Below are 12,530 nucleotides of genomic sequence, written 5' to 3' on the forward strand. Positions count from 1 at the left end.
CCACGAAATCATTACGACCATCCCCGGTGAAATCGGCACTCACCGGGACATCGCCTGCCGTGCCCCACTGCTGGGTCGTCACCCCTCCACTGATCCGGTTATTGACGTACCAGAATCCATTGCTCGGCCGCCAAACCACGAAGTCGAAGGCGCTGTCGCCGGTGTAGTCACCGCCAACCGGGACGTCCCCCGCGGTACCCCACTGCCTGATGACGACCGCTCCGGTGATCCGATCATTGACGTGCCAAACGCCATTGCTTGGCCGCCAAACCACGAAGTCGCTTCGGCCGTCCCCCGTGTAGTCGCCCCCGACCGGGATGTCTCCGGAGATACCCCACTGCCTCGTGGTGACCGATCCTGTCGCAGAGTTGCTCACATACCAAACCCCGTTGCCAGGCCTCCATACGACGTAGTCGTTCTGCACAGCGCGTGTTCCGACCTCAACAATAGAAGGCGAATCAGCATGGGCCGAATGAGACGAAAGGCTCAAACCTGATAGCGTCGAGGCAAGCGTTGCAATGACTATCGACAGACTCTTCCTGAAACGCACAGATTCTCCTTATCGCAGCAAAGGCGATCAACTGCACTCCACCGATGGCGTCGACCTGTCGAAATGTAGCGCAGTCAGATTCATTCACTAGCTGGGCCAGTGCAATAGACGACACACAGCGACCATCGCCACCACCTCATTGCACGAAAATCGACTTCCAATACCAGACTGTTCCCACTTTCACGGTCGCACAAGTGGCCAGCAAAGGGGCCACTACTACATCGGCTTCCGTCGACAAGATCCGGCTCAAGCCCGGGCGGCCTCAATGGTGGGCTCGGCCCATCGCGGTGTCGATGCGCTGTCGCTCGGCATCGCGGAGCTTCCGGTAGTACCCGGCTTTGGTCCGGTCGCCGACTTTGTCGGCCGCTTCGGCGGCGCTTTGCAACACCAGCAGGGGAAGGCCGGGCATGTCGCGAGCCTGACGGTCCGCCTCGGCGAACACAGCCTCGGCGAACTCGCCCTCCGCGGAGCCGGCCAGCAGGAACAGTTCCTCCACGTACATCCGGCCCAGCCCCACCTCCGACCATCCGGACACGCCTTCCAGGGCTCGGCGGCACTCGCGCAGCGCTTCCCAGGCGGCGGGGTGGTCGCCGGCCTGGCGTTCCAGCCCGGCAAGGGTCTGCCAGGCCGACGCCGAATCCCGGTCGTCGCCGGCGAACGCCAGGCTCTCGCGCTGCGCTCGAGCCGCCTCGGCGAACGCCCCCAAGCCGGCCAGGTAGTAACGGAGCCGTCCCAGTGTTTCCTTGTCCCGATCGCGACCGGCCGCCCACCGGTCGAGCTCCCGGCGGGTCAGTTCACGGTCGCCGGTCAGGTGAGCGCGCTCGACCCAGGTGACCGGGTCCTCCGCGGCTGGATCCGCGGGGAAGTGAGAGCGCTTGCGCTGCGACCACTTCGCCAGGCCCTCCTCGGATACGCAGGGTCTGCCCGCCTCGTCGAGCAGCCGCTCGAGCACGGCGTCACGGTCGGCATGGCCGCTACCGCGGACAAAGGCGGTGGTGGCCCCTACTCCAGCGGCGAACAGGTGTTCAAGGTCGTAACCACACCAGGTGTCGAAATTCGCCACCTTGATTTCCCAATGCAGCCACACGTCCTCCACCTGCCGGTATTCGGCGAGCAGGAAACCGGCGAGCTCGGTCTCCTCGCTCAGTCCCTGGAACGGCGCCTCGTGACGGCACGACGCCTCCTGCCCGGCCAACCACCGCACCAGCGGGAGGTCTTCGGGACGGCGGTCGTATTGCAGCGCCCACAACACCTTTGCCCGCCGCACCGCGTTCCCGTCGCGGGCTTCGCCATCGGCATCCGTCGCACGCTCATAACGCAACTCCCGCCACGCACCGGACGATCCCCGCATCCGCTCCAGCTCACGCCGCGCGCTCTCCATCACCCGCCCAGGATCCCATTGGCACCAGCCATGTGAGCCGTCAACGTGTCCGGGGTGGAGTGCGGCGCGGGGTCGTCGGGCGCTTCGCGGTCGTCGTCTTACGCTGAGTCGTGGTGCGATGGGTCGTCGTCGTGCGGGTCGTGTCCGTCGTCGTACTCCGGGTCGTGGTGGTCGCCGGCGGCCGCGTCGTCGTCTCCACGACGCCTGTCGTCGGGATCGTCGCCGTGGTCGAAGGCACCACCTGACCCCGGCCCGCCCCGCCCCCGGCACACGCGCCGAGCAGCGCGACCGCGCCTATGACCAGGCCACACCACCACACCCGCATGGCCGGACCCTAACAGTCCGGTCCCCGCGGATCCGGCGAACGGCGAAGCCGGCCAGGTCATCCGACGCGACTAGGTCGCGGTTCGCAGGCGATACAGCTCGGCCAGGGTGGCGCCCTCCGCGCCGATCTCCGCGCCTGTGCCCAGCCAGGTGGCCGCCTCCTCTTGGGGCAGCCGAGGGATCTCGATCTCGGCGAGGCAACGGCCCGGCCGGACCACCGCTGGGTGCAACCGCGCGACGTTCTCGTTGGTGGTCAGGCAGACGAGGATGTCCAGGCCTTGACCGAGCAGGCCATCCGTCAGATTGAGCAGCCGGGACAGGGCCTGTCCGGAGTCGCGTTTCGCGTCGGCGCCGACCAGTTCGTCGCAGTCCTCGAGGATGAGCAGCCGCCATTTCCGCTTGTCCGCTCGCTCCTCACCGAGCACCACCGACGTCAGATAGCCCGGATCGGCGAACAGGACCTCGGGATCGAGGACGTTGTCGACCTGGCACCAGTCCCGCCATTCGTGCGCGAGTGCGCGCACGGCGGTCGTCTTGCCGGTGCCCGCGGGGCCATGGAGGAGCACCAGCCTGCCGGTGATGTCCTGCGGCCGCACCGTCATGAGCGTGTCGAGCGCGGTCACCGCCGACCGCGGGTAGTTGCCGCGGATCTCCTGCCACGGCGGCAAGTCCATGGTCCTGGGCGCACGCACCCCGGCGCCACCACACCCTTGCACGTGCCAGAAACCGACGGGTACGGCCGACTCCCCCGGCGTCCCCGTCCGTGCCGTTCGGACCGCGGCCGCGAGCACCTCGTCCGCCAGGGCGCCGGATGTGGCGGACACGCATACGGTCGCGGCACCGGCGCGTCGCCGCAACGCGACGAGTGTCCATTCCGGTCCGAAGGCGAGGTGCGAATGCCGCCCGTCGAGCTCATACGTCAGGTCCGCGCTGACCCCCGGCGGCAGCAATGTCGCGTCCGGCGAGACCTCGGTGATGTCGGCGGCCCTCGAGTGCGGCTGCGGCCCGGTGATGAAAGGCTCCATCGCCAGCGAATTCAGCACGCCTTCCATCGGCGCGTTGCCGCCGAAGAACATCGCTCGATCGAGAGTTTCGGTGGTCGCGGGCCGGGATGACCCGGTTGTCCATGCTGTCACCACGCCACGATCCATCCGGCGAGGCCGGCGCACATCAGGGACCGTCCCCTATTCACCCCTGACAGGGATCATGATCGGGCGTGTCGAAACGCGCCGACGCCCCCACCCCCGGCACCCCGATGATCGAAGAGATGCTTTCCTGGTCGCGAAACCGACACGAACGCGGCTCAGACGAGAGAGAACCGAATGACCAGAGACAACAGCCCCGAGCTGGTCGCCGTACTCGACCGCCTCGGCGAGGCGAGGAGCGAAGGAGCCGCGCGGTGAACGACGCAGATCCGGACGACGGCTTCGTCGAGGTGATCGCGCGCGAGGTGGAGGCCGACCCGGGCAATCTGGCGCTGCGCGAAGACTTCGTGACGCTTCTGCTGGAGCGGGAGCCGGCCCGCGCCGCCACCGAGCTGGCGGCGTTCGAGGCCCACGGCGGTGATCCGGCGCGGGTCCGGCTGCTGCGCGCCCGGCTGATGGCGGCGCGGTTGCGCACCTCGAACCCGGTTCCGGCCCCGGCCGACGAAGACCGTCAGGAAAGCGGCGCCGCCGTGTCTGCGTCGCTGTGGGACGCCGAGCGCCCGGCGGTGACGCTGGCCGACGTCGCGGGTCTCGCCGAGGTCAAGCAGCACCTGGACACCGCGTTCCTCGCTCCGCTGCGCAATCCCGAGCTGGCGGCGGCGTTCGGGCAGACGCCCGGCGGGTCGCTGCTGATGTACGGCCCGCCCGGGTGCGGCAAGACCTTCATCGCCAGGGCGATCGCCGGCGATCTCGGCGCCTCCTTCCTCCACGTGACCCTCGCGGACCTGCTCAGCAAGTGGATCGGGGAGAGCGAGAAGGCGATCCAGAGCGTGTTCCGCCACGCCCGCGCGGCGACGCCGTGCGTGATCTTCTTCGACGAGTTCGACGCGCTCGGTGGACGGCGTACCTCCGGTGGCGGCGGATCGCACGCGATGCGGATGCTCGTCACTCAGCTGCTCGAAGAGCTAGACGGCATGGCGGGCAAGAACGACGGGGTCTACTTCCTTGCCGCGACGAACCGGCCGTGGGACATCGACTCCGCCCTGCGCCGTCCGGGCCGGATCGACAAGACGGTGCTGGTGCTGCCACCGGACGCGGTCGCCAGGGCGGCGATCGTCCAGGGCGCGCTGGCGGGCAAACCCGCCGACGATGTCGACGTCGTGGCCGTCGCGGCGGCGACCGAAGGGTTCTCCGGTGCCGACCTCAGCCACCTGACGACCACCGTGCTGCAAAAGGCGATGGTCGAGTCGATGAGCAGGGGTGAGCTGGTGCCCGTCACCACCGACGCGCTGCTGGCCGCGGTCGGCGGCATCACCCCGTCGACGACGTCCTGGTTCGACCAGGTCGCGCCGGTACTGGAGTACGGCGTCGACGACGGGACCTTCGACCAACTGCGGGCATACCGGGTGAAGCGAGGCATGCGATGAGCGACGACGTGGAGCGCGACCTCGACCTGGCCTGGGAACTCATCGGGGCACAGCCGACGCATCCCCGGATCGCCGAGCTGGCGCTGCGGGTGCTCGCGGCCCAGCCGGAGCGGAGCAGCGCGTTGATGCTGCTCGGCGATCACCGCCAGGTGTGCGGCGAAGTCGACGAGGCGCGGCGGCTGTTCCTCCGGGTGGCCGGCCGGCGCGACACTTGGTTCACGATGGCGGCTCGTGCGCTTCGGCATCTGGAATCGGCGGAGCACAACCATGACGAGGCGCTGCGATGGGCGCGCACCGTGCTGGGCGAGAGCCACGAGGACTGGGACGACTGGATGAAGCTGGGCTCCGCCCAGGCACTCTCCGGGGCGCACGAGGAAGGGTGGCGGCAACTCGACGAGGCGGTGGCACTGTGCGCGCGGACGGCGCCGGATGACCTCCCCAAGGCGCTGGCGAAACGCGCGGAGTACCTGCTGGAGAGCTTCGCACCCCCCGAACGGTTCGCTCCCGCGGCCGAGGAGGCCATCCGGGCCAACGCGGCGGACTCCTGGGTCGCCATGCTGCTCGGCTACGCCTACCTGGCGCAGTACCGGTTCGATGACGCCGAACAACTCGGTCTTCGGCTGCTGCGTGAGGATCCGACCGACGACCTGCTGCAGAGCCTGGTGGGTGCCGCTCGGGCGATGCTGCGGATCCTCGAGAAAGCGAGCGGCGACGACATCACCCTGTCGGACCTCCAGGGCACTGGCGCGCTCGAGATGGCTTGGCAGCAGATCCGCGACCAGCGGCTCGGCACCGACCTGCCTTCCGCGCTGGCGGCGCTGGACGCCGTGCTGCCCGCCGACCTGCGTGCCACCCTTCGGCCGGGCGCCACGGCCGCCGATCTGGCGGACAAGAAGGTCGGCTCGATGGTCGCGAAGCTGCTTGTGGCCTGGCACGACGGCCAGCAGCCCGGCTCGGGTGCCGCCTGGGGGCAGGCAGAGCCGTTCCGCCTGATGTCCGCGGCCGAGATCGTCGCCATGGACGCCGAGATCGAGGCCGACCGGGCGGCGCACCCCGACTGGCCCGAGAACGAACTCTGGGAACAGGTGATGACCGACGACGCCGGGGCGTACCTGGTCGTCGTCGCGTTCGGGGCGCTGGTCCGGCGCCGGCCAGGACAGCCCGACGAGCCCGTCGCCGACTCGATGGCCGACTGGATCTGGGACCGCGTGGCAGGCTTCGGCGGCCGGGACCCGCGGCCGGCACCCAGGAAGACCGAGAAGCCCGCGGCCGATCCGCCCCCTGCCCCCGGGACGCCGCTGACCGGCGTCATCGTGACGATATGCGCGGCGCTGGGTGCGCCCGAGGACTCCGCGGCGTACGCGGACCTGCGCGGGCTCTTCCCGGACTCGGCCGTCCGGCGGTTTTTGGTGGGCCGCAAGGAACCGAGTGTCGACGGCGTCGACATCACGGTGCTCGACGGGCTGGTGAAGAGGGTCAGTGTCGATGTCGCGCGCTGCCCGAACGCGGACCGCGTGATCTCCGGGCTCGACCTCGGCGGGCATCGTGGGTCGGTCGACGCCTTCGTGCTGGCGCACGGGGCCGTTGCGCACGACAGCTGGCAGAACCGCGCCACCGGCGAGACCTGGGTCAACTACGACTTCGCCGGGCATCAGCTCGGCTTGGTGTGGGGGGAAGGGAGACTCGCCCAGATCTTGGTGTCCACCACCGATATCTGAGCGGCGGTGAGCGAAAACCACGCACGCACGACGGCGACGGCCGGGACCGAAGCGCGGGGTCACCCCGAGTGGCTTTCGCAACGTCAGCGGAGGCAGGACGAGTGCCCGGCCCAGGTGGCGGTGAGCCCCACGGGCCGGGCATGTGTCGCGAACGGCCATCGCAACCGATACGTTTGCCGCCGAGGTCAGCCCCTGGCGACCTCGCTGGCGGTGGTGAACTCGTATCCCTGCGCCCGCAGGCCGAGGACGACCGTGCTCAGGTGCTCCAGCGGCAGGAACGGGTGGAAGAAGAAGCTCGCCACGTTGTCACGGACCACTTTGGACTTCGCGCCGTCGGCGAGCAGATCCGCGGGCAGCCGGGCCGGGTGCTGGTTGAACGGCTCCGGCGCGATATGGTCAAGATTCTCCGGGATCACCACCGCGCCATAGACATCCCTTACCGGGTAGGGAAAGTACTGACCGTATTTGGTCTGATAGGACACGGTCGCGGTGGAGCCGCAGGCGCCGCGGGGGCAGTATCCCGCGAAATAGCTGCCCTGGTCGTAGCGCGCCGCGAAATGCGAACTGACCTCTTTGTAGTCCACCGCGGAACCGCCGTAATGCGGGAACTCGAACACTTCCGGCTCCGGCAGCCCGACCCGGCGGAACTCGCCGAGCCCGGTGGCGATCCGCCCGCGGAACCATTCCGCGGAATCACCGGGGACCGGGCCGGTCTCCACGACGTGGTTGTTCTTGTCCACGATCGCCGTGTAGAACTCGTAGTCTGCGGAGCTCGCCCCGCCGTAAGGGTTCGCCATCTCCTCGAATTGGTGACTGTAGCCGTGCATGATCATCGTCGCGCCGCGCCGGATGGCGTGGTGCAGCGCGTCGACCAAGGCCGGGCTGTCGACGAGCCGGGCGAAGGTCGGCCTGCCGCCGTTGGCAACGCCGTGCGGGTCCGCGTAGTACGGATAGACCGCCAGCGAGAACGGGATCCCTTGCCCGCCGAGCAGATCGGCGATCCGGCGGATCTGGCCGGGATCGGTACGCGGCCCGATGTCTTCGATCCGCACGAGCGCGCGGTGCCGTTCCGCGGTCTTCGGGGCGAGCGTGCCGAGCAGGATGTCGGCGGCGGCGAGGTACCGGTCCCCCTCGTTGACGTAGGAGAACGGCGCCTCCGCGAGGTAGGTGAAGGTCCCGGAGCGCACCGCCCACGGCGTGTGCTCCCCGACGGCGACCCCGTCCGCGAGCACTTCGTTGACCGCCGGGTTTTCCCGCCGTATCAACGGAATTGAGCCGACCTCGGGATTGCGTTCGAGCGGCACGTTCTTGTAGCGGACCTCGGTCGGCGAGGTCGGGGTGCGGCCAACCGGCGTCCATCCCCACCGCGCGGTGATACCGGGGTCTTGTTCCGCCAGGCGGTGGATGTTCTCGCCCATCCAGACGACGGGCACCTTCGCGGCCGCCACGTCCGCGAGAAACGCGGCCGGGAGTGCGGCCTCGCTGATCGCGCCGACGTAGACCAGCGCCTGGTATCCGCCGATCTCACCGGCCCGGTAATCGGCCGCGGCCCGCATCGTCCAGCTGCCCGCCCGCGAGACCAGGTTCGCGGTCTGCATCGCGTGCGCCTCGGCCATTCCGGCCTCGTCCGCGCCGGCGGGCGGATTCGGCGCGTCCCGCTCACCCGCGTCGTAGACCACCAGCGTCCGGTGGTCGCCTCCTGGCGGATCATGGACGAGTTCACGCCCGGTCTCGGCGGCGACCGGCACATCGACGTCTACCTCGGCGAGGAGACCGGGCCGGACTTCACTTCCGACCCGATGTACTCGTCGCTGCACAACGCCACACTGGAACTCGGCAGGCCTTGACCGTCAGGAAAGGTGCCCGGCCTCGGCCAGCGCGCGTTCCCGTACCTCCCGCACGACGCGGGAGTTCGTGAAGGCGGACGACACGGCGCTCAGCCAGGCGCTTTCCTCCCGCACGCCGGGATGCGCGCCCTCCGGCCCGGCCGGAGGGTGCGGCCAGCTGCGCCCCGCCGCACGCATCACCAGCGCCGCCGCGAGTTCGGCGGCGGCGCGCGTGGGCTCGTCGACCGGGGTGCGCAGCCAGTCCCCGAGCTGCGGCGGAACGTGTGCCCGCAACGCGAGTAGACCGTCACGGATCTCGATCACCCTGCGGTACAGCGTGAATTCGAGGTCGTGGCGCACGGGCAGCGCGATCTGCGGATGTGCGGCGACGAGTTCCTTCCACAGCGGTGTCACCGCCCGGATCCCTCGCCACGCGCGCGCCAGCCGGAGCGCGCCGTCCCAGGTGGTGAACAGTCCGCCGAGGACCCACAGCACCATCGCGCCGAGGCCGACCAGGCGGGCGCGTGGCAGGAAATCGAGGTCCGCGAGGTCGGTGATCTCCAGCCACAGCGAGGGAAGCCCGGAGAACAGCACCCACGCGATGGTCGTGACGGCGGCGCAGACCAGGATCCGCAGGCCGGTCCGGAACGTCCCTTGTGGACGGCCCGCGGCACTGCGGGCCAGCGTGCGCGTGAACAGCACCAGGCAGGTGACCCCGTACGCCGTGAGGACCACTTGGTACGCGACGACGCTCCAGCGCCACTGGAACGCGGGCGTGCCCACTTCGAGCCGATGCGGAACGATGTCCAGGTAGCACAGGACCATCAACGCCCAGCACAGCACGATGGGCCAGAACGGCGTCGGCTTTTCCGGTGACCGGGTACTGCGGACCACCTGGACCAGCGCGCGCATCGCGAGCAGTTGCAGCGCGTTGGTGACCAGCCGCGGGAGCAGGTCGTCGCCGAGGAGCCGGACCGTGGCGTCGGCGGAGACGGCGAGGCCTGCCGCCATGCTGAGGAAGAACGTGGCCAGATGCCTCGGCCCGGCACGCACCGTCATCAGCCGGGTGACGCCGATCAACGCCAGCATCGTGGCGGACAGATAGCTGATCACGAACCGAGGGCGTGGCGCAGCCGATCGGATTCCGGCCCGGCGTTCACGGCTCGGCGCATGAGCAACGACGCGAAGAGTTCGGCTTCCTTCTCCTGCTCCTGCGCGTACGTCGTGCGGCCGAGGACCCGGCGGACCAGATCCGCCGAAAGCGAGGGCGCGACCATCGCGGCGATCGCCTCCGGCCGCACCTCGCCTTCGACGTGCCCGCACAGCAGATGGCCGAGTTCATGCAGCAGGATGTGCCGCTGGTGCAACGGAGACGTGTCCCGCGTGTAGAACACGTAGTCCGCCCGGTCGGTGGCCGCGAGCACCCCGCACGGCGCCCCAGGCCGCGCCTCGAGCGCCACCAGTTCGATGGGGCGCCCGCGCATCGCCGCGACCTCGCCGAACAACGTGGTGACGTCGAACGGTTCCGGTAGCCGCACGGCGGACGCGATCCGCTCACATCTGCGCCAGAGCGCGCTCTTCCTGCCGAACATGGCTACTCCCCCTGGTCACGCTTGGACTCGCGCCGCCTGATCGCCTCGACGATGTCGGTCACGGTGCCGAGCCCCTCCTCGGACAGCGTCACCGCGCGCAACGCCAGGTTGCGCACCGCGGTGTTGCGCAACGCTCCCAGCAACTCGACCTCTTCGGCAAGAGCCCTTCCCTGTTCGTCGTCGAAGAAGTACGCGGGCGGCACCTGGAAGAACGCCGCGAGCGCTTCGAGATGCCGTTTGGTCGGGTTGTCCCGGCGGCCCGTCCGCAGTTGCCAGAGGTAGGCGGCGGAAAACGACTCGCCGGTGCTCTCCCGGCAGGCCCGCGCCACTTCCTCGTGGCTGTACTGCTCGCCGTTGGGCCGCCGGACCACCTGGAAGAGGCGGTCGATCCGGTCGGTGAGCGTGGTCGCCCGTGGTTCGGCCATCTTCACCTCCTTAAGCTGAGATGAATCTCAGCGAGATTGTCGTTCATGTGAGTTGACAGCCGATCCGGCGGCCCCTTACGGTCATCACGTTAGCTGAGATGAATGACTGAAGGGAGTCGGTCGATTCTGGCTGACACCCTGGAGGGGGAGCTCCCATGAAGAAGTTGTTGACCGCGGCGGCACTGGCGGTGGCCGCCATGACCGTGTCGGCGACCCCGGCTCTCGCCGTGGAGACCGGAGATTTCTACGCCAGCGGCATCGGCCCGGGTCCGTCGGACGCCATCACCTCGGCGGAAAAGGTCGCCCGCACCTTCGCCCGCAATACGGGCTGGCTGGACTCGCAGTGCTACGTCCGAGCCTCCGACGTCCGGTCGCAGACGCACTACTACAGCGCCACCGTCTGGCTCTACTGCCAGCGCTGACACCAGGAGGGGAAACGATGAACAGAACGATCGCCCGCGCGACAGGGGCCGCCGTGGTCCTCGCGGGACTCATGACGCTCGCACCGGGGGTGGCGAGCGCCCAAGAGACCCGGGCGTTCCTCGGGACCACCGTGGAGAAGACGGCGGCGTCGGCGAAGCGGACGGCGTTGCAGCAGGCCTACGACCAGGCCTCCGCCTACGGGTACACGCCCGATCAGTGCGTGACCATCCACCTGTACTCGGTGAAGATCAGCTTCGTGATGTACCGGGGTGAAGCCGGGATCCACTGCACGAAGTAGGCGATGCCGCGAAAGCCACTTTCGGGACACCTGACGTCGCGAAAGTGGCTTTCGCGACGCACCGGGCGATCGCGCAATGCCACGTAGCTTAAGTTGATCTTGGATGGGAGTCTTGATCGTAAGCGATGAGGATTGCCGCAGGTCACGCGCACGGTTGCCCTGGCCGACAGGAGCCGACCGCACCCCTGAGTGTCCATAAAGGACACTTTTCGCTGACTCAATGACTGGTTTAGGCCCGAATGGGGGTCGTGAGTGGCTTTTCGGGTTAGAACCCGAAACGCCACTCACGACCAACCCGACCCGCGCCCCCTTCGTCGCATCAGACACAGCGAAGGGAGCCTTCACCCCACCCGTCAACCCCACCCAAGATCAACTTAAGCTACGTGACACCGGGCGATCACGACTCGTCGCACGAACGCGCGGAGCGGCAGGCTAGGTTGACCGGATGAGTCTTCTCGATGACGTGGCCGAGCGCGACGGCTGGCGCTGCTGGGTGTGCGACGAGCCGGTCGACCCGGACATGTCGGTGAACGACCCGCGCGGGCCCAGTGTCGACTGCCGGACCGCCGACCGGAAGGCCAAGATCCCCGAGCGGCTCGCGCATCGCGGGTGCAACACCCGCAAGGGCGCGGTCAAGGTGGTCATCGCCTGGCCGGACCGTCTGCACGTGGCCGAACCCGCGCCGCTGATCACGGTCGCCGGACGGCTGGAGCGCAAGGGAGGCCGCGAGCTGGTGGCCCGCTGCCCGACCGAGCAAGACGCCAAAGAGGCGGCGGAATGGCTCGAAGACCGGTTTTCCCGCCTGGTACCCGGATTGCCGGTGACCGCGGGCGTCGAGCCGGGTGGAGGCCAGTTCCTCGTCATCCTGGCCGCCGGCCGCCGGTGACGCGAGCGACGGACCACGTCTATCCACAGAGGACATAGGGTGGTCGCCGCCCGTGGAGGAACCCTTTCGCCGCCTTCGCGCAAGCCCTGAACGAACCATTGTCCGAGCCGTGGCACGCCTGTTCAGTCAGGGGCGCCCTGCCGACGACAGGGCCTTGATCACTCGGAAAGCGAGGACATCATGGGCGGAACCGGAAAAACATTACCGCGCAGGCTGGTCACGATGGCGGCCGCGGTATTGCCGGCGGCAGGCCTCTCGATCACCGGCTCAGGCACGGCTTCGGCCGCGAACTACTACCATAGAGGGGTAAGGCAAACGTGGCGTTCCGGAGTTGGCGACAGGAGCAGGACTCGCCGACCAGGCACCTTTCCAACTGTTCATAACGGACTTTTTCCGCGGTGACAGTGTCCGACTTGGGTGATTTGCACGGTTCAATGAGGGGGTCGTGGGGGGGGGTTTTGGGTTTTCCCCCCCAAACCCCCCCCCCCCCCCCCCCCGGGCCCCAACCACCAGTGGGGGAGAAAAAAAGGTCCTT

Annotated in this window: 13 protein-coding genes and 1 pseudogene; 7 read left to right on the forward strand and 7 right to left on the reverse strand. The window is 68.6% G+C overall.

From position 1 onward, the window contains the following. Positions 1-550, reverse strand: a pseudogene (locus AC069H_RS41870) (hypothetical protein); the annotation flags it as partial. A 262-nt stretch (positions 551-812) separates the two neighbouring features. Then, a complete protein-coding gene (locus tag AC069H_RS41875) occupies positions 813-1,934 on the reverse strand; it encodes a hypothetical protein (RefSeq protein ID WP_478236038.1) in 1,122 nt (373 codons plus the stop codon). Positions 1,935-2,044: 110 nt separating this feature from the next. On the opposite strand from AC069H_RS41875, the gene AC069H_RS41880 reads away from it, so the two are divergent. After that, positions 2,045-2,176 (forward strand): hypothetical protein, encoded by a 132-nt coding sequence (locus AC069H_RS41880; protein ID WP_478229080.1) that lies wholly within the window; start codon positions 2,045-2,047, stop codon positions 2,174-2,176. Positions 2,177-2,326: 150 nt separating this feature from the next. Here AC069H_RS41880 and AC069H_RS41885 read toward each other — a convergent pair whose 3' ends face one another. Continuing rightward, positions 2,327-3,391 (reverse strand): DUF5925 domain-containing protein, encoded by a 1,065-nt coding sequence (locus AC069H_RS41885; protein WP_478236039.1) that lies wholly within the window; start codon positions 3,389-3,391, stop codon positions 2,327-2,329. Positions 3,392-3,654: 263 nt separating this feature from the next. Here AC069H_RS41885 and AC069H_RS41890 point away from each other — a divergent pair, with 263 nt between their 5' ends. Both AC069H_RS41890 and AC069H_RS41895 read left to right on the forward strand, forming a co-directional pair. Continuing rightward, positions 3,655-4,827: an ATP-binding protein gene (locus tag AC069H_RS41890; protein WP_478236040.1), complete on the forward strand. Its 1,173-nt coding sequence runs from the start codon at positions 3,655-3,657 to the stop codon at positions 4,825-4,827. After that, positions 4,824-6,545 (forward strand): tetratricopeptide repeat protein, encoded by a 1,722-nt coding sequence (locus AC069H_RS41895; RefSeq protein WP_478236041.1) that lies wholly within the window; start codon positions 4,824-4,826, stop codon positions 6,543-6,545. The genes AC069H_RS41890 and AC069H_RS41895 overlap by 4 nt, the downstream gene beginning before the upstream one ends. Positions 6,546-6,730: 185 nt before the next feature. On the opposite strand, the gene AC069H_RS41900 is transcribed toward AC069H_RS41895, so the two are convergent. Then, positions 6,731-8,224: a DUF2334 domain-containing protein gene (locus AC069H_RS41900; RefSeq protein WP_478236042.1), complete on the reverse strand. Its 1,494-nt coding sequence runs from the start codon at positions 8,222-8,224 to the stop codon at positions 6,731-6,733. Positions 8,225-8,233: 9 nt separating this feature from the next. Between AC069H_RS41900 and AC069H_RS41905 the strand changes: the two genes are divergently transcribed. Then, complete coding sequence (locus tag AC069H_RS41905) at positions 8,234-8,392, forward strand: hypothetical protein (RefSeq protein WP_478229075.1); 159 nt, start codon at positions 8,234-8,236, stop codon at positions 8,390-8,392. Between the two features lie 3 nt (positions 8,393-8,395). Here the strand turns inward: AC069H_RS41905 and AC069H_RS41910 are convergent, their stop codons facing one another. The 3 genes from AC069H_RS41910 to AC069H_RS41920 are packed head-to-tail and all read right to left on the reverse strand — an operon-like array spanning position 8,396 to position 10,388. Beyond that, positions 8,396-9,484 (reverse strand): MAB_1171c family putative transporter, encoded by a 1,089-nt coding sequence (locus AC069H_RS41910; protein ID WP_478236043.1) that lies wholly within the window; start codon positions 9,482-9,484, stop codon positions 8,396-8,398. Next, on the reverse strand, positions 9,481-9,963 hold the full coding sequence (locus AC069H_RS41915; RefSeq protein ID WP_478229073.1) for an ImmA/IrrE family metallo-endopeptidase: 483 nt from the start codon (positions 9,961-9,963) through the stop codon (positions 9,481-9,483). Before AC069H_RS41915 ends, AC069H_RS41910 begins: the two co-directional genes overlap by 4 nt. Before the next feature lie 2 nt (positions 9,964-9,965). Further along, positions 9,966-10,388, reverse strand: a complete 423-nt coding sequence (locus tag AC069H_RS41920) for an XRE family transcriptional regulator (RefSeq protein ID WP_478229072.1) — start codon at positions 10,386-10,388, stop codon at positions 9,966-9,968. A gap of 155 nt (positions 10,389-10,543) precedes the next feature. On the opposite strand from AC069H_RS41920, the gene AC069H_RS41925 reads away from it, so the two are divergent. The 3 genes from AC069H_RS41925 to AC069H_RS41935 all read left to right on the forward strand — a co-directional run bounded on the left by AC069H_RS41925 (position 10,544) and on the right by AC069H_RS41935 (position 11,995). Beyond that, on the forward strand, positions 10,544-10,810 hold the full coding sequence (locus AC069H_RS41925; RefSeq protein ID WP_478229071.1) for a hypothetical protein: 267 nt from the start codon (positions 10,544-10,546) through the stop codon (positions 10,808-10,810). Between the two features lie 17 nt (positions 10,811-10,827). Next, positions 10,828-11,109 carry a hypothetical protein gene (locus tag AC069H_RS41930; RefSeq protein WP_478229070.1) on the forward strand — a complete coding sequence of 94 codons (282 nt, stop codon included), beginning with the start codon at positions 10,828-10,830 and terminating at the stop codon, positions 11,107-11,109. Between the two features lie 445 nt (positions 11,110-11,554). Beyond that, complete coding sequence (locus tag AC069H_RS41935) at positions 11,555-11,995, forward strand: hypothetical protein (RefSeq protein ID WP_478236044.1); 441 nt, start codon at positions 11,555-11,557, stop codon at positions 11,993-11,995. Positions 11,996-12,530 lie beyond the last annotated feature (535 nt).

Source organism: Amycolatopsis sp. NPDC043887 (assembly GCF_056435665.1).